General features: G+C 62.1%; 26 protein-coding genes and 1 pseudogene. 6 read left to right on the top strand and 21 right to left on the bottom strand.

Annotation, left to right across the window (positions count from 1 at the left end):
* Positions 1-4: 4 nt before the first annotated feature.
* Complete coding sequence (locus tag E3T55_RS06905; RefSeq protein ID WP_134518843.1) at positions 5-460, bottom strand: hypothetical protein; 456 nt, start codon at positions 458-460, stop codon at positions 5-7.
* A gap of 131 nt (positions 461-591) precedes the next feature.
* Between E3T55_RS06905 and E3T55_RS06900 the strand changes: the two are divergent.
* Positions 592-1,241 (top strand): annotated as a pseudogene (locus tag E3T55_RS06900) (SCO6880 family protein); the annotation flags it as partial.
* A 135-nt stretch (positions 1,242-1,376) separates the two neighbouring features.
* On the opposite strand, the gene E3T55_RS06895 reads toward E3T55_RS06900, so the two are convergent.
* Positions 1,377-2,015 (bottom strand): isochorismatase family protein, encoded by a 639-nt coding sequence (locus E3T55_RS06895; RefSeq protein ID WP_134518842.1) that lies wholly within the window; start codon positions 2,013-2,015, stop codon positions 1,377-1,379.
* A 126-nt stretch (positions 2,016-2,141) separates the two neighbouring features.
* Here E3T55_RS06895 and E3T55_RS06890 point away from each other — a divergent pair, with 126 nt between their 5' ends.
* Complete coding sequence (locus E3T55_RS06890) at positions 2,142-3,089, top strand: GlxA family transcriptional regulator (protein ID WP_174775439.1); 948 nt, start codon at positions 2,142-2,144, stop codon at positions 3,087-3,089.
* An 86-nt stretch (positions 3,090-3,175) separates the two neighbouring features.
* Here the strand turns inward: E3T55_RS06890 and E3T55_RS06885 are convergent, their stop codons facing one another.
* The 10 genes from E3T55_RS06885 to E3T55_RS06840 all read right to left on the bottom strand — a co-directional run bounded on the left by E3T55_RS06885 (position 3,176) and on the right by E3T55_RS06840 (position 10,747).
* On the bottom strand, positions 3,176-3,445 hold the full coding sequence (locus E3T55_RS06885; RefSeq protein ID WP_241992922.1) for a thioredoxin family protein: 270 nt from the start codon (positions 3,443-3,445) through the stop codon (positions 3,176-3,178).
* Positions 3,446-3,745: 300 nt separating this feature from the next.
* Positions 3,746-4,336, bottom strand: coding sequence for a hypothetical protein (locus E3T55_RS06880; RefSeq protein ID WP_134518839.1), 591 nt, complete (start codon positions 4,334-4,336; stop codon positions 3,746-3,748).
* A 384-nt stretch (positions 4,337-4,720) separates the two neighbouring features.
* Positions 4,721-5,137: an arsenate-mycothiol transferase ArsC gene (locus E3T55_RS06875; protein ID WP_134518838.1), complete on the bottom strand. Its 417-nt coding sequence runs from the start codon at positions 5,135-5,137 to the stop codon at positions 4,721-4,723.
* A gap of 332 nt (positions 5,138-5,469) precedes the next feature.
* Positions 5,470-6,783, bottom strand: a complete 1,314-nt coding sequence (locus tag E3T55_RS06870) for a type II toxin-antitoxin system HipA family toxin (protein WP_134518837.1) — start codon at positions 6,781-6,783, stop codon at positions 5,470-5,472.
* On the bottom strand, positions 6,776-7,000 hold the full coding sequence (locus tag E3T55_RS06865; protein WP_241992921.1) for a helix-turn-helix domain-containing protein: 225 nt from the start codon (positions 6,998-7,000) through the stop codon (positions 6,776-6,778). The genes E3T55_RS06870 and E3T55_RS06865 overlap by 8 nt, the downstream gene beginning before the upstream one ends.
* Before the next feature lie 23 nt (positions 7,001-7,023).
* On the bottom strand, positions 7,024-7,236 hold the full coding sequence (locus E3T55_RS06860) for a hypothetical protein (RefSeq protein WP_134518835.1): 213 nt from the start codon (positions 7,234-7,236) through the stop codon (positions 7,024-7,026).
* Between the two features lie 1,029 nt (positions 7,237-8,265).
* The gene (locus tag E3T55_RS06855) at positions 8,266-8,667 is read right to left on the bottom strand and encodes a VOC family protein (protein ID WP_134518834.1); all 402 of its coding nucleotides are present in this window, start codon (positions 8,665-8,667) and stop codon (positions 8,266-8,268) included.
* A gap of 9 nt (positions 8,668-8,676) precedes the next feature.
* Positions 8,677-10,005, bottom strand: a complete 1,329-nt coding sequence (locus tag E3T55_RS06850) for a replication-associated recombination protein A (RefSeq protein ID WP_134518833.1) — start codon at positions 10,003-10,005, stop codon at positions 8,677-8,679.
* Complete coding sequence (locus tag E3T55_RS06845) at positions 10,002-10,361, bottom strand: MmcQ/YjbR family DNA-binding protein (RefSeq protein ID WP_134518832.1); 360 nt, start codon at positions 10,359-10,361, stop codon at positions 10,002-10,004. Before E3T55_RS06845 ends, E3T55_RS06850 begins: the two co-directional genes overlap by 4 nt.
* Positions 10,358-10,747 (bottom strand): MmcQ/YjbR family DNA-binding protein, encoded by a 390-nt coding sequence (locus E3T55_RS06840; protein ID WP_134518831.1) that lies wholly within the window; start codon positions 10,745-10,747, stop codon positions 10,358-10,360. The genes E3T55_RS06845 and E3T55_RS06840 overlap by 4 nt, the downstream gene beginning before the upstream one ends.
* An 89-nt stretch (positions 10,748-10,836) precedes the next feature.
* Here E3T55_RS06840 and E3T55_RS06835 point away from each other — a divergent pair, with 89 nt between their 5' ends.
* Both E3T55_RS06835 and E3T55_RS06830 read left to right on the top strand, forming a co-directional pair.
* Positions 10,837-11,427: a TetR/AcrR family transcriptional regulator gene (locus E3T55_RS06835; RefSeq protein ID WP_134518830.1), complete on the top strand. Its 591-nt coding sequence runs from the start codon at positions 10,837-10,839 to the stop codon at positions 11,425-11,427.
* A complete protein-coding gene (locus tag E3T55_RS06830; RefSeq protein WP_338145120.1) occupies positions 11,327-12,412 on the top strand; it encodes a zinc-binding dehydrogenase in 1,086 nt (361 codons plus the stop codon). The genes E3T55_RS06835 and E3T55_RS06830 overlap by 101 nt, the downstream gene beginning before the upstream one ends.
* A gap of 975 nt (positions 12,413-13,387) precedes the next feature.
* Here the strand turns inward: E3T55_RS06830 and E3T55_RS06825 are convergent.
* The 4 genes from E3T55_RS06825 to E3T55_RS06810 all read right to left on the bottom strand — a co-directional run bounded on the left by E3T55_RS06825 (position 13,388) and on the right by E3T55_RS06810 (position 15,702).
* Entirely contained in the window at positions 13,388-14,158 is a 771-nt protein-coding gene (locus E3T55_RS06825; RefSeq protein WP_134518829.1) for a hypothetical protein, read from the bottom strand.
* Positions 14,155-14,703 (bottom strand): RNA polymerase sigma factor, encoded by a 549-nt coding sequence (locus tag E3T55_RS06820; RefSeq protein WP_198418531.1) that lies wholly within the window; start codon positions 14,701-14,703, stop codon positions 14,155-14,157. Before E3T55_RS06820 ends, E3T55_RS06825 begins: the two co-directional genes overlap by 4 nt.
* A gap of 221 nt (positions 14,704-14,924) precedes the next feature.
* Positions 14,925-15,242 carry a transcriptional regulator gene (locus tag E3T55_RS06815; protein WP_134518850.1) on the bottom strand — a complete coding sequence of 106 codons (318 nt, stop codon included), beginning with the start codon at positions 15,240-15,242 and terminating at the stop codon, positions 14,925-14,927.
* The gene (locus E3T55_RS06810; protein ID WP_134518827.1) at positions 15,232-15,702 is read right to left on the bottom strand and encodes a hypothetical protein; all 471 of its coding nucleotides are present in this window, start codon (positions 15,700-15,702) and stop codon (positions 15,232-15,234) included. Before E3T55_RS06810 ends, E3T55_RS06815 begins: the two co-directional genes overlap by 11 nt.
* Positions 15,703-15,847: 145 nt before the next feature.
* On the opposite strand from E3T55_RS06810, the gene E3T55_RS06805 reads away from it, so the two are divergent.
* Positions 15,848-16,363, top strand: a complete 516-nt coding sequence (locus tag E3T55_RS06805) for a GNAT family N-acetyltransferase (RefSeq protein ID WP_134518826.1) — start codon at positions 15,848-15,850, stop codon at positions 16,361-16,363.
* Between the two features lie 496 nt (positions 16,364-16,859).
* Here the strand turns inward: E3T55_RS06805 and E3T55_RS06800 are convergent, their stop codons facing one another.
* Both E3T55_RS06800 and E3T55_RS06795 read right to left on the bottom strand, forming a co-directional pair.
* Positions 16,860-17,060, bottom strand: coding sequence for an SHOCT domain-containing protein (locus E3T55_RS06800; RefSeq protein WP_198418530.1), 201 nt, complete (start codon positions 17,058-17,060; stop codon positions 16,860-16,862).
* Positions 17,061-17,214: 154 nt separating this feature from the next.
* Positions 17,215-17,400: a hypothetical protein gene (locus tag E3T55_RS06795; protein ID WP_134518825.1), complete on the bottom strand. Its 186-nt coding sequence runs from the start codon at positions 17,398-17,400 to the stop codon at positions 17,215-17,217.
* Between the two features lie 259 nt (positions 17,401-17,659).
* On the opposite strand from E3T55_RS06795, the gene E3T55_RS06790 reads away from it, so the two are divergent.
* Positions 17,660-18,139 carry a DUF6578 domain-containing protein gene (locus tag E3T55_RS06790; protein WP_134518824.1) on the top strand — a complete coding sequence of 160 codons (480 nt, stop codon included), beginning with the start codon at positions 17,660-17,662 and terminating at the stop codon, positions 18,137-18,139.
* Between the two features lie 215 nt (positions 18,140-18,354).
* Here the strand turns inward: E3T55_RS06790 and E3T55_RS06785 are convergent, their stop codons facing one another.
* From E3T55_RS06785 to E3T55_RS06775, 3 genes are all read right to left on the bottom strand, one after another.
* Positions 18,355-18,552, bottom strand: a complete 198-nt coding sequence (locus E3T55_RS06785; protein ID WP_134518823.1) for a hypothetical protein — start codon at positions 18,550-18,552, stop codon at positions 18,355-18,357.
* Between the two features lie 326 nt (positions 18,553-18,878).
* Positions 18,879-19,748 (bottom strand): nucleotidyl transferase AbiEii/AbiGii toxin family protein, encoded by an 870-nt coding sequence (locus tag E3T55_RS06780; protein ID WP_134518822.1) that lies wholly within the window; start codon positions 19,746-19,748, stop codon positions 18,879-18,881.
* A 2-nt stretch (positions 19,749-19,750) separates the two neighbouring features.
* Positions 19,751-20,335, bottom strand: coding sequence for a type IV toxin-antitoxin system AbiEi family antitoxin domain-containing protein (locus E3T55_RS06775; RefSeq protein ID WP_134518821.1), 585 nt, complete (start codon positions 20,333-20,335; stop codon positions 19,751-19,753).
* Positions 20,336-20,817 lie beyond the last annotated feature (482 nt).

The raw sequence follows: 20,817 nt of genomic DNA, 5'->3' as shown, positions 1-20,817 counted from the left end.
CGGGTCACTTCCCTCCGGACTTGTGTGGAGCGTTCTCGGCACGCTCTTGTGCGGACGGCCGGCTCTGCGAGATCTCCTCGTCGCGGAACCGGCTGATCGCTTGCAGCGCGTTGGGGGAAATGTCCCCGAGCGTGCGCGCCGCATATGTCTTCACCCGCGCGGCACGCATGGCCCGCACCAGGTCGAGTTGGGCGCTCACCTTGGCGGGGATCTCGGCGCCTGCCTGCCCGGCGAGGAACGCCGGGTCAACGTCGAAGTAGGCGGCGAGGCCCTCGAACAGCGGAGCGTCTTGCACGTATCGATGGCCGTTCACGATGTACGTCCAGCGCGATCTCGAGAGGTTCGTGCCGCGTTGCTTACACGTCGGTTCGCTGCCGATCTCGGCGACCGCGACGTCGAATAGCAGACGGAGTCGCTTCGCGAGATCCTCCGCGGCTGTCTTGTTCTCGTCGTCGGTCATGGCAGAACCTTTCGATCCCGTGCCTCGGCAAGTCGCATTTAAGCGGATGCTCCGGGTCGTTGAGAATGCCCAATCTACTCGTTGAGCATAGGGTCGTCACCTGGTCGGTGTGGCGCGCGGGACATGAGTAGCTGACCTACCGGCGCCGCATCATCCGCCCTCGCCCGGTGGGAACCCTGTCGCTGCCGGGCGACGCGGCGGCGTTGCGCGAGTGGAACGATCCCGAGTCGGGGCGGTTATGATTCCCGCCCGGCACGCGCTGACGCTGACCGCGGTCGTCGCGGTGTCACACCCCGCGTTCGCGCTGCTCGACCCTGACGAACAGCACCGGCGAGTCGTCGGGTGGGGACGCGTGCTGAGGTCGAAGGTGTTTCCGGGGTTTCTGTCACCGCTGGTCTTCACCAACGGCATCCTGCGCACGGTGTCACTGCACTACCTGCCCGTGCGCGCCGACCAGGCCGCGCGGGACCTGCGCAAGAAGAAGACCGAGCTGATCAGCGACGCCCACCAACGCACCCGCATAGGCCAAATACAGGATGCCGCGGCCACGGCTGAGTACGACGACGTGCTGCACCAGGAGGCCGACCTGACGGCCGGGCATGGCGTGCTGCGCACGACCGGGCTCGTGTACGTAACCGCGCCAAGTTTCGACGGGCTTGATGCGGCGGTGGCGTTGATCGAGCAGGCCGCCATTCAAAGCTCGTGCGAGACACGCCGGCTGGTGGGCCAGCAGGCGCAGGCGTTCACGGCGGCGGCCTTGCCGTTGTGCCGGAGCGTGTGAGCGTACCGGCAGGTGAACATTCCCCTGCGCCGGCCCACCGCTGACGGACACCCGTCAATCTATGTCCGCGATGCCAGCTCTTCTTGGCTGCGGAAGCGTAGAAAGGTCACGGCCGAGATTTTCCGTTTTGTAAATTCATCGCTCGGCAGCCCTCTGGGCGCCAACGACGGCGGAACTACCGAGGTCGCCCTTGGCCAGCGTGGAACCGTTCGCGACAGCATCGGTCCAGGACTCTGTGCTGGCGACCGCGGCGAAGTTCGAGTTCAACAGCGCCATGAGCGTCGTGTGAACAGTCTTCGCGTCGGCGAAGCCCGCATCGTTGGCGATGTTGATAGATCCGGTCGCATCCGAGAGCACCTCGGCGGCCAGCCCATGGGTCTCGGACTCGGAGGCCGACGCCATGATGCAGTTGTTGGTCATGTAGCCCACGAGGGTGATCGTGTCGACCTCGTGCTCCCGAAGCCAGTCGAGCACATCCGTGCCGGCGAAAACCGTGCCGAACTGCTTCGTCACGGACTTCCACTCCGGACGCTGGCGGTTCGCAATGTCCGGATGCAGCGCGAAGCCGTCCATCGTCGGGTTGAAGACAGGTTCGTCGTCTCCAGCATTGTGTTGAATGACAGCGATCGGAATTCCCGCGGCGGTGGCCACGTCGATGGCGGCGGTGATCTTCGACAACGAGTCAGCGTGAGCTGGGTATTGAATCTCCAGCGGTCCGCTGAAGTACTCCTGCTGCACGTCAACGAGGATCAGTGCGCGACGAGGTGTGGTCATTGTAATTGGGTCCTGACGTTCGGGCAGTGTCAACTGCGTTTCCTCTATGATCGCCTGCTCCGCCGCGGCACACCATTGGCTCAAATGACACAATACGATGAATCTAGGCCAACGATTGGAGCATTCGTGAAGATCGCCATTTATGCGTGCAATGGCGTGCCGATGTTCCATCTGTCTACGCCTCAACTCGTCTTTGATGAGGTCGCCCGACGGGGTCTGGCAGAGTGGACGACGGTGCTGTTCTCCGATCGAGCCGGCTCCATCCGCACTGCTGAGGGGTATCAGCTGAGCGGGATCAGTGGGGCGGGGACTGCAGCGGACGCGGACATGGTCGTCGTACCGTCTTGGGCGGATGACGGGCGAGCACTGGGCCCTGTGCTGCGGAAAACGCTGCATGCTGCGCACGACCGTGGGGCGGTCATTGTCGGCCTCTGTCTGGGAGCAATTGCCATTGCTGATGCCGGGCTGCTTCGCGGCCGTTCTGCGGCGACTCATTGGCAGGCGGTCGACGACCTCGCCGCTCGTCACCCCGACGTGACGGTCAACGCATCGGCGTTGTACGTCGATCTAGGCGACGTGCTCACGTCGGCTGGAACCGCATCCGGCCTGGATGCCTGCCTGCATCTTGTCCGCACGCGCCTCGGTGCGGACGCCGCCAACCGGGTTGCCCGCTCACTCGTAGTTGCGCCTCATCGCGAGGGCGGGCAAGCCCAATACATCGAACGTCCCATCGCACAACGTGTCACCAATGATCCGGTGGCGCAGGCCATCGAGTGGTCGCTTGAGCATCTTGACGACGACCTCGGTGTCGATCAGCTCGCGGCAGTTGCCCACATGAGCCGTCGGTCCTTCGTGCGGACATTCCGCGCTTCGACCGGGGCAACACCAGCCGCGTGGGTGCGCTCCCGGCGCCTCGACGAGGCGCGGCGACTGCTCGAAACGACTGATCTCTCAATCGACCAAGTCTCGGCGTCGTGCGGGTTCGGCAACACGGTTACCCTCCGTCAGAATTTCCTCACGGCGTTTGGGTGCACGCCGTCCAACTACAGGCGCCGCTTCGACGCCCGCCCGTAGGAGGCGTGCGAGGCAGCGGCATGGTGAACGACCTGGTGCGGCGCGGATAGGCGAGACCGTGGCAGGAACAGGTGAATGCTGAGAAGTTATCCGTGAGCCGTGAGCGCGACTTCGATCTGTTGTTGGGTCGGAGCTCCGGCCATTCCATTCGGTGTGAGATAGATGCGGCAGGCAAGGTCGTTGGTGCGGCCGTCTGTGGGAAAGAGATCAACCCCGTCGACGAGGATCGTTGGGGATCCCGCGAAGGGCACTCGGGCGGCGGTTTCGGCGGAATCGATCAGGGTCGACGTGATGGTGGGGTTCGACGGCATCGTGTTCTCGACCGCACGCACCAGGCGCAGAAGGGTCTCTCCCAAATTCGGACAGTCTGCGATGTGGAGCAGCTCGATTGTCGCCATGACCTCATTCTCTCATCGTCGCCCCCGACGGCGGAGCGCCTCGCGCACCTCCAAGACGAAGGACACACGTGAATGGAGCCACCCATGGCTGGGTTCGAACCGCAGGAACGCACATCCCGATGGATCAGCGTCGTCTTTCTGCACGGGCAGGAAGCCCGCCGCGTCTTGAGCATGATCGAACACCGTGGAGCACCCGCGGCTGTCGAGAACCTGCGAAATTGGGACCATGAGGCTCGTCCCCCTCACAGGTAGTGAGTATCACCACTTCGCTTCCTCAATGGAAATCACGATTTCGGTGCACATAGTTCTCAGGGCGCTCGGCGTCGGATCAGACCGGTCAGGGTACGAGTTGCCCGCACTGTTTATGCGCAGTGGCTTGAGACCGCCCTTGCGGCTCAGGCTGTCGTAGTGATCCGGAAGCCGGGGATCGACGTGGGCTCCGCCATCCACGTTGGCCGCGTGCCAGACGAAGTAGTGCCGGCTGAGCTCGACTCCTTCGACGGTTCCAAGAGACCCTCGCCACCACGTTTCGAAATCTGTCAGGTGTTCGGGCATTCCCTTGATGGGCTGGAAACCCGGCACGCTCGGGACTGAGACCCAGAGGGCGTCCGCGTGAGTCTCGCCGTCGGAGGGGACCATATTAACGGCGGAACGCCAGACCATCGAATCCCGCAGATTCATCTGCGTGAGCAACGACGTCGACGAGTCGGTCGTGTGCACAAGCGAACGAATCGAGGTGGCGATGCGCTTCGCCTCTGACGTGGTGCCCGCATCGAAACGTACAGCCGAAGCCCGCAGCCAGTCCACGTGTTCTGCGAGACGTTCGGCGAGGTCGCGGCGCACGGGCATAACCGAATGCTATCGCCCGGCTGCACAATGTCACTTCGTCGAGCACCATTCTGCACTTCAGCCATCGCCATCGCAGGCGTCACACTTGCGAGCGCGTTCGTACCGTTGGGCGCAGCATCCGCTTTGGAACCCAGTACCAACAGCGCCCGTGCTCGGACTGTCGGTCACGGAGTCCGGCAAGGGAATCGTGCTCGACGGATCGGACCACACCCCCATCAGCGGGGTCGACGTCAACCGCTACGGCGCCAATTGCGGAGACTCGTGGGTCGACGTGAATTGCAACGCGTACGCAATCGCCGGCAACAGCGGGTGCGGGCACAGCGGATGCCGTCCAGGTCCACTCGAAGCTGGATGGGTGGGGAGCCGCGCCAGCCCTTGGTCAGCTCATTTCTCGAGGCGCGCCCTGAGGCCGTCGACTCGCGCGCGGATGTCGTCCCGAACCTGGCGCATGCGCTCCATTCCCTCGATTCCACGCTCAGACGGTTCGTCCGTGATCCACGTCTCGAATGCCGTGCCTGGCACCTCATCGACCTGCGCCTCAGATCCGAGGACGACGACGACGTCAGCCGCGGACACCATCTCCGCAGTGATGGCTTTCGGGTACTCGTCACCGACGTCGATCCCCAACTCGGCCAAGGCATCCACCGACTGCGCGTTCAGCGCTGCCCCAGGCTTCGTTCCCGCTGAGTAGACCGTGATCGTGTCTCCGGCGGCGGCACGGAGAAGCGCTGCGGCCATCTGTGATTTGCCACCGTTCTTCTGGCAGACGAACAAAACATTGGGCCTGTGGATCTCGGTCATTGGACAATCGTATGGCCCGACTCACGTGGGCGGCGCCAACCGCTGCAGAACGCCGCTGGCTCGGCCGGACGGTGCGGTCGGGCCCGGCGTAGTGTGCCTTCGTCGTCGAGGCCGGGGTGTGCCCCAGCACGTCGGCCGCCGGTTCGTTGGCGAGGAACGTCGCTGATCGGCAGCCGGGGTCGGCCCGCCATCAGGACTTGGCTCTGTGGGTGCGGGGGGATGGCTCGGGTTCATAGAGCAAGACCAGCCACCGGAGCACGTCAGAGACCCGGTAGCGAATCTCCCGCAGGTCTCGACTGCTCGCCGGTTGTTGAGCCCGCCGAAACACGCGCTCAACCAACGGATGGAGATTCTCGTAGAACGTCCCGCCGGGTCTCGATCGCTCGTTCCTCGCGCCTCGACCAGCGGGACGGGTTGCTACCCGTGGGGCGTCCGCTGAGGAGGTTCTTGGTGAACCGCATAATGTCGTCCTGGAGCCCGGCGTAAGCCTGCGGGGCCGGAGTCTCTGAACGGGCGAAGGATTCCACGGTCTCCAGCACGGACGTGATGATTAACCGGGGAGCGCGCACTTTCCACGCCTCGCCTTCGGCCACAAGGTCGTCGATCGTGATGGCGGCATGACTGTATTTTCGGTTGACGGCCAGAGCCATCTTGCCGTCGCTGTCGAGGTGCGTTTGCGGAACGACATCGTAGGCCGGGCTCATCCTCGTGCCGCCGTCCGGGAGGTGAAGCATGCTGACGTTCTTGGCGTGCATATCGAGATTACCCACGGCCTGCGAAACGGTCAGGAGCCGAAGGAGCTGCTCGACGGAGGCTCGGTCGCCGTCGCGACCGAGGACATCCGCTATGCGCTTGAGGGAGACCTTGCCGCCGTACTCTTGATACTTCTCGTTCTTCGATGCGCCAAGAGCTTGATTCATGTCTTCCTGGTGAATGCGTCCCTGCGGTGCGTGCGGTGATCGGTCATAGCGCTCGATGACCAGACCGGGGACGCCGCCGAAGTCCTCGATCCAGGTGTGGAGCGTGGTGAGGCCGGCCGCTTTAGCCGCGCGGAAGCCGTATTCCTCGTCGAAGGTGATGGTCGGGTAACGCATGGACGGTGGCTTGATGATGTGGGTTGACGGATACCCCTCGAGGACTTGAAACCAGTGGTCGTCTTGTCGTGCCAGCACGATCTTGTCCTGGACGCCGGCCAAGGACGTGCGGCCGGACTGCGGCCGGTTTCCGAGAGGAGCCGTTTGGGTATTGGTGAGCATCCGGCCCACTTCGGCCCCGTCAACCAGCGCGACGGCCGGCGTGCGCGGCTCCCCCGGCGCCTCGGGATCGTATATCTGGATAGCGCCGGCGACGTCGCGGCCGAACCGGGCCAATAGCGCAATGGTGTCGTCGGTGGAGACTCTGATTTCGGCGGCCAGGGTGTCGAGCGCAGTGCCCTCGGGCAAGAGCTCGGCGAAGAAGTTGCGTCTTCGCGCCGCCCGGCTGCGGTTACTGACCAGGTCGAACGGCACCGCTGCCGAGAGAATCGTGCTGCCAAGCCCAAAGGTATCGATGGCATTCTTCGCCGTGACGAAATCAAACATGCGCCGGTCCGTACCGACCAGATGCCCGACCAGCTCGCCGTACAGCTCGACGCGCAAGTCACCCACGGGGCTCGCCCACGACGTCCTCTTGGGAGCCGTCGGTGCCTGGATCGACCTCCATGTACATGCGAATACCGGTCTGCCGCATGATCGCAAAGATGCGCTCGAGCACGATGGTGTTCTTGCCGGACTCCAAACCCCAGATGTACTTCTGGTCGGTGTCCAACCTCTCCGCGAGATCGCGCTGTGTCAGACCGCTTACCAGGCGGCCCTGCTGCAGCATCCGACCCAGCCCCTCAGGACTCTTTACTTCTCCACGTACAGCCAAAACAGACTCCTTGAGACGGTCTTATTCCCTTCAGCGTAGCTGATGGCAATATCGCCGTCAAGCCGCACGAAGGCGGTATTGCCGTCAAGATTTCCTGCGCCGCGATGGTCCCGAAGGTACTGATCGGCAGCCGGGGTCGGCCCGCCATCCGTCCTTTGCCCCGTGGTCGCGGAGGGATGGCTCGGGCTCATGGAGCAAGTCCAGCCACCGGAGCACGTCAGAGACCCGGTAGCGGATCTCCCGCTTCGAGGTCATGCCAGACCGAGCAGGCGGCGGCTGGGCGAGATCGGCTCGCGGTGGTCTCGACTCGCCGGTCATTGGAACGCCGAAACACGCGCTCGACCAGCGGGACGGGTCTCGATCGCTCGCCGGTTGTTGAGCCCGCCGAAACACGCGCCTCGACCAGCGAGGGGGTGTGCTTTTTGTAGGGCGACCGGGACTTGAACCCGGGACCGACGGTTTGTGACGGGACAATATTTGGCCCATTTCCTTAGGCGTCGACGCCTCGAATTTTCTGGATATACGTCGTTCTGATCGGGGGTTACTTTCTACTGTGCTCTTTTATTTCAGCCCGACCTCTCGGCCCGGCTTGCGCCGTTTCGACGCGATAAGCGGTGAATATACGTGCGCGGTTCAAGTCCGTAATTGTGGACTCCGAGCTGACTACTCACTGCGCCGTGCTTAATCCTAGGACGGGGTCCCGATCACCGAAAGAGTGTCTCAGCGTCGCAACGACTCGAACCAAGATCAACTGATAGTCGAGGAGGGAGTTCGGCACACCTGCAAATAAGGCAGAATTCCGCGGAATTCCGCGGATGTCATGCCGGTCAGTGTACGCGTCGGACCGGAGAAATACGGACGAATTCTGGTCAGTTTATGGGTTTCTGGTTCATTTCTGGTCACGTCGAAATCGCCCCGTACGGCAGTCACGAACCGGTAGGCCGGAAAAAGCGCGACGAGCTAGGTAACCGCGTCGACCACGGGCATCCGGGGTGCCATTACGGAGACTCTTCCCTGAGCAGTGAGTGCGAACGCACCGCCCTCGCCCAAGGTGACCACGACCACGGCTGGGCCGGCGGCCAGCCATCCGGCCGCGGCGTCCTCCATACTCCGGTCGGGCTTCATCCAGCCTAGGTCTTCGTCGTTGACGTCGGAAACGCGAACCAAGCGCACTGGCCACAGACCCGCTCCCAACCTCGATCTCGCGTTGCGGGCGTAAGTCAGTTGTTGTCGGTCGTGCGGAGATCGCGTTCGCAGAGGGCGAGAACGTTGCCGGAGGGGTCGGTGAACCAAGCGAACCAGGGGCCGTTGGCACGGTAGATCCCGTCTGAGTCGGTCTGAGCGGGTGTGCCTTCGTAGCGCTCGAACTCCAGGCCGCGCCGGGCGAGGTCGGAAACGGTGCTGGGGAGGTCGGGCACGACGATGTTGAGGATGGTGAATCGTGCTGGTTGGTGGTTACGGGACGCATACGCGACGGTGCTCGCACCGCCGGGGAGGTGGATGGTGAGCATCCCGTTGCGGTCCTCGACCTTCAGCCCCAGTACCTCGTGGTAAAAGGTGCGGGTCTGCTCCAGGTCGAAAACGGAGAAGGAGCTGTAGGCATCGGTTGCAGTGTCAGTCATCATGGGTCCTTACGTTCGGTCATTCGGGGCGTTGGTGTCGCGAGGCGCATCTCGGAGCTGTTGCCAGTGGCGCAGTCGGTCCGCGATGGCCCCCTCGTAGCCGTTGTTGGTCGGTTCGTAGAATCGGGTGCGTTGGATGCCGTCGGGGAAGTAGTTTTGGCCGGAGAACCCGTCGGTGGTGTCGGGGTCGTATTCGTAGCCGTCGCCGTAGCCGAGCTGCTTCATGAGCTTGGTTGGGGCGTTAAGGATGTGCGCGGGGGGCATCAGCGATCCGGTCGCTTTCGCTTCTCGCATAGCCTGGATAAATCCCCGGTACACGGCGATCGATTTAGGGGCGGTCGCGAGATATACGACGGCTTGGGCGATTGCAAGTTCTCCTTCTGGGGATCCGAGACGTTCGTAGACGTCCCAGGCGGCAAGGGCTTGGTGGATGGCTTGGGGATCGGCGATCGCGATGTCTTCGTTCGCGAATCGGACCAGGCGCCGCGCGATGTAGAGGGGGTCCTCGCCGCCGTCGAGCATCCGGGCTAGCCAGTACAGGGCTGCGTCCGGGTCAGAGCCGCGCATTGCCTTATGAAGGGCGGAGATGAAGTTGTAGTGCGACTCTTGCGTCTTGTCGTACAACGGCGCCCGCTTCTGTACCAGCTGCGCCAGACCGATGGTATTCAGGGGTGCGGCATCTTCGGGCAGGGTGAGGAGCTGCTCGACGAGATTCAGTAGGTACCGGCCGTCGCCGTCGGCTAGCGCCACCAATGAATCGGTCGCGGCGGTATCCAGTGGCAAGACGCGCCCGGAGAGGTCCTCGGCACGGGTCAGAAGAGTCCGCAGGGCTGGGTCGGCCAGTCGGCGCAGTACGAATACCTGGCAGCGAGAGAGGAGGGCTCCGTTGAGTTCGAAGCTGGGGTTCTCCGTTGTTGCTCCGACGAGAACGATGGTGCCGTTTTCGACGAAGGGCAGGAAGCTGTCCTGTTGGGCGCGGTTGAAGCGATGGACCTCGTCGACGAAGAGCAGCGTGCCCTGACCGACCTCGCGGCGCCGCTGCGCCCCCTGGAACACCTTGCGAAGGTCCGCGACACCGGAGAATGTCGCGGACAGCGATTCGAACGCTAGGTCCGTCTGCTTGGCGAGGAGCCGTGCAATCGTGGTCTTCCCGCACCCGGGCGGTCCCCACAGCACCATCGATACAAGTCTCTGGGCATGGACCATGCGCCCGATCGGTGCGTCCGCCCCGAGAACATGGCCCTGCCCGACGACCTCCTGCAGGGTGCGCGGCCGGAGCCGATCGGCCAGCGGCCGCGAGGCATCGTCGACGTCGAACAGTGATGGTGTCTCGCTCATGACTGCCCCCTCGGTCCGTGGTCGTCTGCGAGGTCGTAGGACCCGAGCACCAGATGCTCGATCAGCTGCTTCGTGACTCCGGCACCGGGGCCGATGGAGATCCAATGCCGTTTGTCGAAATAGTGGCCGCTCGTGATGGACTCGACGTCTCGGCGGAGCGCGTCTCCCTGGTCTGGATCAACTTTCACGGTGATGATCTGCAGTTCCGGATCATCGTCGGTGACGACGAGGAAGACCTTGTCGTGCACCTTCCACACATCGAGGTGCGGAGTGAACGGGCGTCCGCCGGTGACGTCTTCGAGCGATCGCGCGACCTCCCGGGCGTGCTGCTGCAACTGCTTACCTGACGGTGTCATAGACCCCTCCGGTTGCCGAAGAGGTCAGGATCGACCGGACGCTTTGCCCGGGGCAGGTTCTCGACCACCAGCAGGTAGGACTCGGTGACGAGGTCCTCGACGAAAGATTGTGTCAGGTCTCCGCCGGGATTCAAGGTGATCCAGTGCTTCTTGTTCATGTGATATCCCGGCGTGATGTCCGCGTGCTGCTCGCGGAGAGCTTTACCGTCCTCCGGGTCCACCTTCACGATTACGATCGGCTCACCGGTGACCGCGGTGAGCAGCATGAACACCTTGGTGCGGACTTTGAAAACCTCCCATTCCGGGCCGAAGGGATGCTCGAGCTCCGCACCTGGCAGTTCCTCGACTCGGTTGCGCGCGTGCTGCTGGAGTGTGTCGTCCTGCATGTTGTCCTCTTGGGTCGGTGACCAGCGCGATGCTTTCTGGATATGTGTACCATGGTACGCACATGGTCTGACATCGAGAAAGGGGATTCGTGAGGAAGGGCAAGCCCAACGACCCGCAGCGCCGGGCCCGCATTCTTCGTGCAGCGTTGGAGGTCATCGCGGCAGAAGGCGTGCATGCGGCGTCGTACCGGCGCATCGCCGCGCAGGCCGGCGTGCCGCTCGGGTCGACGACGTATTACTTCTCCGATCTGGAGACGCTTATCGTGAGCGCATTCGAAACCCTGCGAAACGAACTCGAACCGCTCTACGCGGCCCCCTTGCGCGACGCCCGCACCGAGACGGACGTCGTCGATGCGCTCGTTGCCGCTACGAGCGGATCAACATCACCATCGCTCCAGGACATCCGCCTGTATGAAGAGTTTCACCTCTATGGGGCGCGGAGTCCTCGGGTTGCGGATCTCCTCCGCGACTTCCAGGAAGAGTCTCTCGTGGTCCTTCGCCGCGCTCTTTCCGACAGCGCAGCTCGGGCCGTTGACGCGCTGCTGTGGGGATGGTGGAGCTATCGGGCGCTCCACCCTGATGCTCCGCTCGATGAGGGCATCGTGCGGGATGCGTACCGTGCTCTTGTCACCTCCTCCACTTCCAGTCGTGCAACCTTTGAGGAGCCTTCCCGTGCCTGACACCATGCGTGCGATCCGACTTACTGGTCCCGTCTCACCTGACGAACTCATAGTGACCGACGTGCCGATCCCGGACGTTCGCCCGGGGTGGGTTCGTATCCGGGTCATGGCGTTCGGTGTGAACGAATCGGAGGTCACCAGCCGACGCGGTGAGTCCAGTCCTGACTTCACCTTTCCGCGCATCCTCGGCATCGAGGCCGTCGGCATTGTCGACGCCACCGGTGACGGCGTCCACCTTGATCTGGGGCAGAAGGTCTTCACGATGATGGGTGGCCTCGGGCGTTCCATCGACGGCGCCTACGCCGAATACACCGTCGTTGACGCCAGGAACGTCATTCCATTCACCAGCGACCTGCCATGGGAAACCCTCGGCGCTTTGCCCGAGATGCTACAGACCGCGCACGGCTCGATCACCACCGGACTCGCGCTCCAAGCAGGACAAAACATCCTCATCCACGGCGGCACCTCCGCTGTGGGACTCTCGGCCATCGCGGTGGCCCACCACCTCGGGGCGACGGTCATTTCGACCACCCGCAACCCGGCCCGATTCGACCTACTCAAACAAGTCGGCGCTGACTACGCTGTACTCGACGACGACAGCTTCACGGACAATATCAACGAGGTCGCTCCGGAAGGACTCGACGCCGTGCTGGAGCTAATCAATGCCCCGGCGCTCCCCAAAATGCTCAGCCTCGTCCGCGTCGGCGGCACCGTCTGCTTCACCGGTGCCCTCGCGGGCGAATGGACCATCCCGAACTCCCCATTCAACATCCCGAACGGCACCCGACTCACAAGCTACGGCGGTAACGCCACGAACCTGCCGGCAGCATCACTCCAGCACTACCTCGGCGCCATCGCGGCCGGAACCTTCAAAACCGTCATCTCAAAAGTGCACTCAGGACTCGACGAAGTCCGGACAGCCCACCGAGCGCTCGAGAGAAACGATGCCCCCGGAAGACACGTCGTCCTGCTCGCCACAATGTGATCGCGTCCTGCACCGCGGCGTCATCACTCCGTGGAGGTCACAGCGCAGAGCCGCCGGCAGTTCGCGCTACAGCTTCTTCGACGAAGAAGGGGAAGCGTCCAGCAATAGCGAAACCCGCCAAGTTGACGTGTCGGCGAAGATTGTTTCTGTCACACTTCGAACATGAAATGGCTGGGTGTTGACAACCACGTTTGATTTGACAGCTGTTTCAACAGCACGGACCAGTGGGAGACCCGTTCGCCTCGCGGATGTAGTGAGTCCAAAGGCCCCGGTCCGCCTGCCGTGCAGACGCTTTACATATTGGGACCGACTTGCTCACTACTGGTTCGGTCGGTCAACAACTGAGGCAAGGCGGCAACGAGCTGGTCGCGTGAGGCGGTGGGGTTTTCTACAACCGCGTCGCAGTTTGGTCCCCTGGGCCCTCCATATGAATAACATCCTCGTGGCCGATCCGGCGGAAGAGCGCTGCGATGTCCGAAGGACACGGACAACGTCCTGCGCATGCGAAAACGCAGGGCGTGAAACTTTGGGGCGGTGGGTCAGCGTCGTGCACCTCCTGGACGAGCTCAATTGTCGAGGAGGAATCATGCCCACGCTACTAGACCCCATCTCCGCTGCAGACGCCGCCAGCGAGTCGATGCGCACACTGGCCCACGCGACCCGCAGCATTGATGATCCAGGCCAGCCTACGATGTCCTCGGCAACCTGATCGCGGCTGTTCGTTCGCTGGGGCAGGTGCTCGACCAAGTCGCATCCACTCATTTCGACCACCGCGACATGCGCGCAAGAGGAAGTCCTCGCTGCGTTAGAGGCACCTGAGTGCGAATCGTCAACGGGCGGGTCATACGGACACCTCCCGCTCAAGCGCGATGCGGAGCCCAGTTGTCGCGAGGGAGTGCCCGAAAGAGGTCCGGCCAACGGGCCAGTTCTGTGACTCGAGCAGTCCGGCCATGACGAGTCAGCCCATTGCTTGATTCAGTATTGGACTGTGAATTCTCCGATGCGAGTTTCGCCATCGCTTTCATAGACGGGCACGGAGACGGCTTCCCCAGCCATTGAGTCTTGCCATTCGAGCGCTTGCTCGGGGGATGTGAAGGTTGCGGCTTGTTCACTGCCGTCGACGCGGGCAAGGTCCGCAGAGTGCACGTAGCCGTTGTTTCCATTGGTCGCGACGACCGCGATCAGATCCGGCTGACCGCTCTCGTTGAGCACTCCATACGTCTCGCCTGTGGCGTTGACTGCCCACTCCGTGGTTCGCTCACTGACATACGCCGCAGTGACGGTCCAGCTAGATTCGGGTGCGGTAGTGATGGTGACGGACTGCTGTTCCGGCGCGAGATCCAGCGTGTAGATGACACCGCCGGAGCGGCCACCGACGTCGTCCCTGGCGCAGCGGATGCCCGCGCCGTCGTCAAAGGTGAACAATCCGGGAGTCAGACAGGTCAGGGAGACCCGGATACCGGTGGCCCCGTCGGGGACAGCGCCCAACTGAACCGTTTCCGTTCCCGTTGCGGTTTCGATGACGGATGCACCGAGTTCGGTGACCTCTTCTGCGCCTGGCAGGGGCAACAGGCCGGTGGCAGCGGCTGCGCCTCCGATCAGGATGCTCGCCCCGGCGAAGATACCCGCTCCAAGGCGAAGGTGTCGCCGCCAAAACGGGACGGTCGCTATCGGCGCGGAGACGCGCGCGTCCAACTCGTTGCGGATCGCCGCCGAAAATACCGGATCGAAATCAATCTGCGTCATGGTCGTGCCTCCGCGAGTTCCTCTCGAATTTTTCCTTTGGCCCGATGCAGGCGGGTGCGGGCTGCCCCGTCGGAGAGTCCCAACAGGGTCGCAACCTCCGCGACCGCATAGCCCTGCAGGACGACCAAGACGATGAGGGAAGCATCCGCTGGCTTAAGCATTTTCATCGCAGCTTTGAGGCAGCCGACCGACTCGTCCTCCTCGATGTGGGCGACAGCGATCTGCTCGGCATCAGCAACGGTCTCCGCTCGCGGCAGTGAATCGAAAAGTGCGCGGTACCGCCGAGTTCCGCGGCTGACATTGCGCGCGATGTGGCCGGCTGTTACTAACAACCAGGGAAGGACCGATTCGCTCACGAGGACGACACTTGCCCGGCGGCGCCACAACTCCAAGAATGACGTCGACGTGACCTCTTCAGCATCGTGGGGATTGTCAACCAGCCGTAAAACGTGGCGAAAGACCCGGTCACGATGAGTGTCGAACAGCGCTGTGAACGCACGGCCGTCGTTGGCGCACGCACGCGCCCAGACCTCGACTTCGTTCACTACGTCAGTATCCATACTCTGTAATGTCCGCCCACCTTCAAAACGTTACAGTTCGCCCGCCCGATGGCTCTGCGCGCGACCAGCGTCACGAATGACGCCGGGCGCCGGTGACCGGACCCGCCTGGCATTCGACCGACTCAAACTTACGGTTCCCGTACGGGGTTCGCTAAACGGCGCATCAGCGGGACGCGACCGTGGTCAGCGCGATCCAAGCGGCCCTGTTAGGCGAAGGCGTCGGTGCCAGCCGCAATCTTCCTCAACGCCCGGATGTGGTCGTCGAAGACATCCCCGCCAACGTCCGTGAGTCGAAGCCATGTCAGTCGTCGCGCGTCGGCCCGTGCCTCCGAGGCGATCTTTTTCGATGTTACGAAACCAGCCGTCGCGAGTACTTTGAGGTGTTTCGACAGAGCGGCATCGCTGATGCCAAGGGTGTCTCTGAGTACGGCGAAGTCGAGTTCATCGACGGCGCGCAGCAGGCCGCAGATGCGCAGCCGTATCGGTTCATGAACGAGCTCGTTGAAAGCGCCTTCAGGCGACATCGCGTACACGCTCCCGCATGGAAGAGACACCGAGCAAGGCAAGACCTGTTGCGGCCAGGAACCCGGCGATTGCGGAGGCTACGATCCACAAGGGGAGCCCGCTGGCGGCAAGTCCGAGCGAGACGCTGAAGAAGAACAGTGTGGTCAATATGGCAATTCCGAAGAGCACACCTTCGAGTACCCGGAAGCGGAGGAGCTTGATGCCTGTCACCCACTGGTAGCCGAGAACCAGCAGGACTCCAGTCACAACGATCGATGTCAGTACAAACCCACGGTTGAACGTCTCTGGCAGCGCCGGTGTCGAGATGAAGATCGCTGCTAACGCGCCGTATGTAGGGGCAAACCACTTTGGCTCGTTGAGGCGCTCGATGAGGCCCGCGCGGTCAGACTCAAGGTCACCCAAGAGAACCGCGGCGTCACTTTGCTGATTAGATCGGCCGGATGACAAGTTGTTTTCCATAGAAGTAAGTCTATTGGTTGCTTTCCTTGCGAGCAAGTCAGATGTTCCCGCTCAGGGTTCCCCTTCAGACACGAGGTACTCGAGACCGCGCCGCGCTCGCACAGGCCGATCGGCCCTCGGACGTTCCGGTCCGTACACTCGATACATGGCAGCCAGCGTCCACCTCGCCCGATCGCGAGACCTCGATGCGATCGAGAAGATTGAAAACGACGCTGATCGACTCTTGATCAACGAACTCCAGCCTGATGACTGGGCTACCGCACCCACGGGCGTTGCTCGTGCGTCGGAGCCCGGATTCATCCTCGTCGTCGAGCTCGACGACGGTCGCGTAGCGGGTTTTGTCCATGTTCTAGAGGTCGACGGCATCTGCCACTTGGAGCAGCTCTCCGTAGCACCGAGGTACGCGCGAAAGGGCTGGGGTCGAGCGCTCGTGGAGGCCGCCAAAGTTCAAGCGCAGAAGCGCGGCTATCATCGCATTTCGCTTCGCACCTTCGCCGACATCCCTTGGAACGCCCCGTTCTACGCGAGCGCCGGATTTGCGGAGGAGAAACCAGCAACGCAATTTCATCGTTCCCTTGTCGGCATCGAGACCGAACTTGGGCTTGACCGCTATGCGCGCAGGGTGCAAATGGGTGCCCACCTTAAGACGCCAGGTCAGTAAGAGGTTTTCCGTGTGACACAACGTCGGCGCACTCGGCCGCCAGCTGGTTTGGCCCAGATCTGTCTCGTTCGTCGTCGGTCGTCAGGGGTGTGCTACTCCCTGATTCCGGTGGCCGGGCGGTCCTCGTCAAGCCGAGAGTGCTGCCGTAGGGGATACTGCATTTATGGGGAAGAAAAAAGAATTGCTCGCATGGTGGTCAGCGATTGCGATCGCGGTCCCCGCGATGGGGTTTGGCGTGTTTCTGTTCACACAGGTCTCGTCCATGCAGACAATGTTGGCCGGAGGCGTTCTCGTTCTCGTCGCACTCACCGGAATGTTCAAGGCAGTGCTGAGTCTGCGGAGGCTATCGCGAGCGACCACGCGGGTTTCTGCGCCATGACAAACCTAGATGCGGCCCAACGCTCCGAATTGATCTGAAGGCAGCCCTCCCGTAGAGGGTTCCATTTGCGAGAGTGCTTGGACGTTCACAGCTCCGCAGTGGGGCAGCAGTCCTGCGTCAGATTCGTCCCAGAAGTTCTGCTCGTTTCGTCTCAAATTCTGCCTGCGAAAGTAGGCCATCGTCACGCAGCTTGGCAAGTCGTTGAATCTGTTCGACAGGATCAGGTGATGAAGGCAGCGAATGGTCGCCGCCTTTTCGCGCGAGCCGAATTGCGACAACGACGACGGCGATCATGACGAGTGCAATGATGGCGATCACACCGACGATGACCAGTGTATGGAGACCATTCAAGCCACAGATTGTTTCTCCCCTTTCGAGGGCATGGTGCCCACGCTGAACATGACGATACCTGTTCTCCGGCACCTCCCGCAGAGAGTTCGCCTGCGGACCCGTGCCGGTGGCTCAGGTCAGACTAGGCTTTCCGGGACGATCCCTTGGCCATAGCAAGATAGGTGCCTGTGCCGAGCACGATTCCAATGCTGAGCGCAATGGGGAACGGAAAGTTCCCGTTCACCCAGAGCGCCGCAAAAAGAAAAAAAGCGGCGACAGACAATGCAGAAATGACCGGGATAAGACGCCCGGTGATCTTATTACTCATGGCCCCATCCTATTGATGGCGCTTAAGTCACGGGACCCCCCGCTTGCGCCCGTTCCCTTTGATGGCGTTATGAAATCGACCCGACCCTCTTCTTCATCGGCAGCAATTGGGTAGATGCGCGAGAAGGCGACCTCACTTCAAAGAGCTCGTCCCGTAGGGAGTTCCGTTTGTGGGCACTCTTTTCCTGACATGTTCTGAAGTTTGTGAGTGGATGGCCCGGCAGATTGCAATGTGGCAAGCGGGTTCCTAGTCTGGTGCCATGAAGGATCTTGGAAGCCAGCTACCGCCTGTTTCGAATGAAGAGGGCAAGCGCGATACCGATGTTCGGGTACGTTACGGCACCTACGACTCAATCGATCGGGTGAACGCGGAGGAGGTCGAGCCAGAGGACATCGTCCCGAGCCAGGAATCCGGCGATATCGGCGTGTGGTTCACCGAATGGCAGGTTGCCGAGGATGGTTTGGACGTTGCACTTGACCAACACGTCGACTGGTCGCTGGTGCCGATGGACCAGGACTGGGTTTCCCGCCTGTTCGCCGGCCGCCGCGCGGTCTCCTTGCAGCTCGACACCTATGCCGACGCCGTCCGCGATCCTTCCGACCGGTCGGATCGGACGCAGCTGTCCGGTCGCGTTGCCCGAATTGATCAGATCTCGGTTCGCTACCACCCGTCGAAGGATCCAGAGGAACGCGGTGTTCGGGTTCCGGAAACAGGGGCGCTATGCAGCACAGTGTGCTGAGCTTTCGCCAGTCGCGTGGTCATCACGGAAAGGTCGTCGGCTGGATAGTCCGCCTGCGCAAGTAGGCGTTGCGGCGCTTTCTCGTGTCTCGGTTGGGGTTCTCCTGTGACGCAGGGTCGGCGCACTCGGCCGTCGAGTTGTTCGGCCCCAGATATGTCGCGTTCCACATCCGCCTTACGCGCAACTTCAATCGGCAGGGTTCACGCAGCAATTTGCTAGTCGGAGATATTGCCGTGCCAGCCATCAGGGCCGGCGGCGGCTTTGAGGCGCAGGTGATCGTGTTCGTCGCTCCTCCGCCATCCATAAGGTTCGACAGTCACGTAGCTGACACCTTCGAAGGCCGTGCGGGAGCGGCTCGCGCCGAGACCAAGCGTGAACACTTCTTCGTCTATCCAGATCAGGAGCTGGGTCACCCAATCCCACGCAGTTGCGGGCGGCGCATATAACCAATACTGGGGGGAATCCGAGGACGCCAAGGAGACAACTAGCCTGGCGGTCAGGCCATCGCGTTGCTACACTTCTNCTGCGACAACGCCGGTGATGCGGTAGTCGTAGGGCTCTTCTCGTTTTCGCCATTCAGGGCCCCGCCAGCTATCTAAGCTCTGGAGTATCCGAATAATATCCTCGTCCACGATCATGTTGTCAGTATGGGGCGCGAGCTGCGACTTACCAGCGGGCGACGCGGGCACGATCGAATTGGGCCCGGTTAGGGTTGGAGTACGGGCGCATCAATTCAACTTTAACGCCACCGCTTGATCGCCCGGTCCCACACCGCATCCGTCCTCACAGCACCAGTGAATATCGGATCCACAAATTGGACTACTTCCGCCAGCTGTTCTTCAAACGATTCCAGGCATTGTTCCGAGATGTCGAGCTTGCGCCGCCATGCCGCCCACTTCGTCTGAGCTAGTGCGGGCCAACCCGCCGTGGCTACCGCGATTGAGGTGAGTGGTACTTGGCGGAAGTTGGCGACGCGCTGGGCAGCACCCTGAACCTCACCCGCAAGAAAGTCCTGTGTCATCGAGATGTTACGGATATCTACGACATCGCGCCATCGGGTGCTCGTTGCACCACGCGTCAGCATCGTGACTGCCTTCTCAGCGACAACCATCACGACCGGGTATCCCAGCATTTCAAACTGACCGCCGAGGATACGCGGAACCGCGACAACGTGCGGATCCGGCCAAATCGGGTCGCCGGTGCTGATGTCCAAATGAAACGACAGTGCGCTGTTATAAACGTTTGCGAATATCTTGACTCGGAGGCCGGAGTAGTCGTCGCCCTCTCGGATGGCGCGAACATCAGTGCGGACCGGGTCAATGGCAAAGGCGTCGTCGACGGGGATCGCCGCCACAGCACGGACAACGGCGACCAGATGTGCGGCATCCACTTGGAAGTTGACGGCTTCCATATCGATATCGCTCGTCGGACGGCGAAGGTGATAGGCGGCCAGTAGCACTCCGCCTTTGAGGACGAAATCCTCTCGGTACGGCGTCTGAGCCAATCTGTTTAGGAACGCTTCCATGGAGTAGAGGGTGACCGTCTCAGTGACCGGCCGGCCCGATTCTCGGGCGTGCCTTTGGAGTGCGGCATAGAGCTGCGATGCCATGCTCACGACAGCAGTTCCAGGGCCTGGCGAAGGGGACCGCTCGCTCGGGGAAGCTGCTGGGCGATGGCCATCAGTGAGGCCGGGTGGGACCCGCTCGTGCGGAGCCAGTTTTTCAACGCCTCCGGGGCGATCTCATACCCTTCCAGTCCGCGAAGCCGGTAAGCATCGACGATGGAGCGTTCCGGCGAGTACAGGCCAATGGTCCCATCAATTCCGTCTATGGACAGTTCGGTGCGCCCGAGCGTGAATGTCTCCGGATCGAAATGGTGCCAGGCGACCGGGGCCTGAGTGCGCGGGAACCGGGCGCCGCGAGGCAGGGCCATATCTATACGCGCGGGGATGGCATCAATGAGGCCATGGTGCGCCAAGGCACTCGTGAGGCACAATGTTGCGTCCGGTCTTCGGGCGGCGATTTCGATCAGGTCCAGGTTCGCGGGCGGAAGATCGGCCCTGCGGTACAAGCGCCTGCCGATGCGGTCGATGGCGCCGCTCTCGCAAAGCCGACGCAGCTCTCGCCCACCGAAACCTGCGTCGGCAGCCGCGGCCGCATTGAAAACCTGAACGGGTAGATCATCAATCGTCGCCATGAGGAGCCGCCCTTCTCGGGTTTTAGAGTGTTTACACGTAACTTTATCTGCAAACACTTCCATACGCCGGAGGAGTTGGGAATCCGCGCCAGACTCAAACGATCCGTCTCGTCCTGGCACAGCACCTATCGTCTACGGCCTTGCCGGCCTCGACCGCTTACGACGCGCCCGATCCAACTAAAAGCGTCTCGGTAGCCGTTCCCCCTGCGGGACCTGAGCGATAGCGGGCGATCGCCTGCTCAGGTGTTCCGGTCCCTGTTCCCCGGCGATTCATGATGGAACGAACGTTCGCGGGTATGGGCAACGAGTATTCTCGTTGCATGGATATCCGATGCCGCCGAGTAGTGAATTCATTTCAGTGAAACGCAACCTCTACGGGTGTCACTGCAGACGGGGAATCATCATGCAGCGGCGTCGGCAACGATTGACGCCACTATGACGGCTGAGCCATTCTGGCCGGTTGTGATTTTTGAAGTGGACGA

The organism is Cryobacterium frigoriphilum, from assembly GCF_004403305.1.
In the GTDB taxonomy this organism is placed as follows: Bacteria; Actinomycetota; Actinomycetes; order Actinomycetales; family Microbacteriaceae; genus Cryobacterium; species Cryobacterium frigoriphilum.
Note: the sequence above shows the minus strand (reverse complement) of the source record. Positions and strands in the feature narration are given on the sequence as shown.

Coding starts and splice junctions, on each gene's coding strand:
- E3T55_RS06790 (WP_134518824.1), top strand. CDS start 17,660: ATGAAGGATCTTGGAAGCCAGCTACCGCCTGTTTCGAATGAAGAGGGC.
- E3T55_RS06850 (WP_134518833.1), bottom strand. CDS start 10,005: ATGAGCGAGACACCATCACTGTTCGACGTCGACGATGCCTCGCGGCCG.
- E3T55_RS06880 (WP_134518839.1), bottom strand. CDS start 4,336: ATGCCCGTGCGCCGCGACCTCGCCGAACGTCTCGCAGAACACGTGGAC.
- E3T55_RS06830 (WP_338145120.1), top strand. CDS start 11,327: ATGCTCCGCTCGATGAGGGCATCGTGCGGGATGCGTACCGTGCTCTTG.
- E3T55_RS06875 (WP_134518838.1), bottom strand. CDS start 5,137: ATGACCGAGATCCACAGGCCCAATGTTTTGTTCGTCTGCCAGAAGAAC.
- E3T55_RS06810 (WP_134518827.1), bottom strand. CDS start 15,702: ATGGAAAACAACTTGTCATCCGGCCGATCTAATCAGCAAAGTGACGCC.
- E3T55_RS06840 (WP_134518831.1), bottom strand. CDS start 10,747: ATGCAGGACGACACACTCCAGCAGCACGCGCGCAACCGAGTCGAGGAA.
- E3T55_RS06905 (WP_134518843.1), bottom strand. CDS start 460: ATGACCGACGACGAGAACAAGACAGCCGCGGAGGATCTCGCGAAGCGA.
- E3T55_RS06895 (WP_134518842.1), bottom strand. CDS start 2,015: ATGACCACACCTCGTCGCGCACTGATCCTCGTTGACGTGCAGCAGGAG.
- E3T55_RS06795 (WP_134518825.1), bottom strand. CDS start 17,400: ATGAGTAATAAGATCACCGGGCGTCTTATCCCGGTCATTTCTGCATTG.
- E3T55_RS06815 (WP_134518850.1), bottom strand. CDS start 15,242: ATGTCGCCTGAAGGCGCTTTCAACGAGCTCGTTCATGAACCGATACGG.
- E3T55_RS06845 (WP_134518832.1), bottom strand. CDS start 10,361: ATGACACCGTCAGGTAAGCAGTTGCAGCAGCACGCCCGGGAGGTCGCG.
- E3T55_RS06855 (WP_134518834.1), bottom strand. CDS start 8,667: ATGACTGACACTGCAACCGATGCCTACAGCTCCTTCTCCGTTTTCGAC.
- E3T55_RS06865 (WP_241992921.1), bottom strand. CDS start 7,000: ATGCTGCAGCAGGGCCGCCTGGTAAGCGGTCTGACACAGCGCGATCTC.
- E3T55_RS06860 (WP_134518835.1), bottom strand. CDS start 7,236: ATGAGCCCGAGCCATCCCTCCGCGACCACGGGGCAAAGGACGGATGGC.
- E3T55_RS06780 (WP_134518822.1), bottom strand. CDS start 19,748: ATGGCATCGCAGCTCTATGCCGCACTCCAAAGGCACGCCCGAGAATCG.
- E3T55_RS06805 (WP_134518826.1), top strand. CDS start 15,848: ATGGCAGCCAGCGTCCACCTCGCCCGATCGCGAGACCTCGATGCGATC.
- E3T55_RS06825 (WP_134518829.1), bottom strand. CDS start 14,158: ATGACGCAGATTGATTTCGATCCGGTATTTTCGGCGGCGATCCGCAAC.
- E3T55_RS06775 (WP_134518821.1), bottom strand. CDS start 20,335: ATGGCGACGATTGATGATCTACCCGTTCAGGTTTTCAATGCGGCCGCG.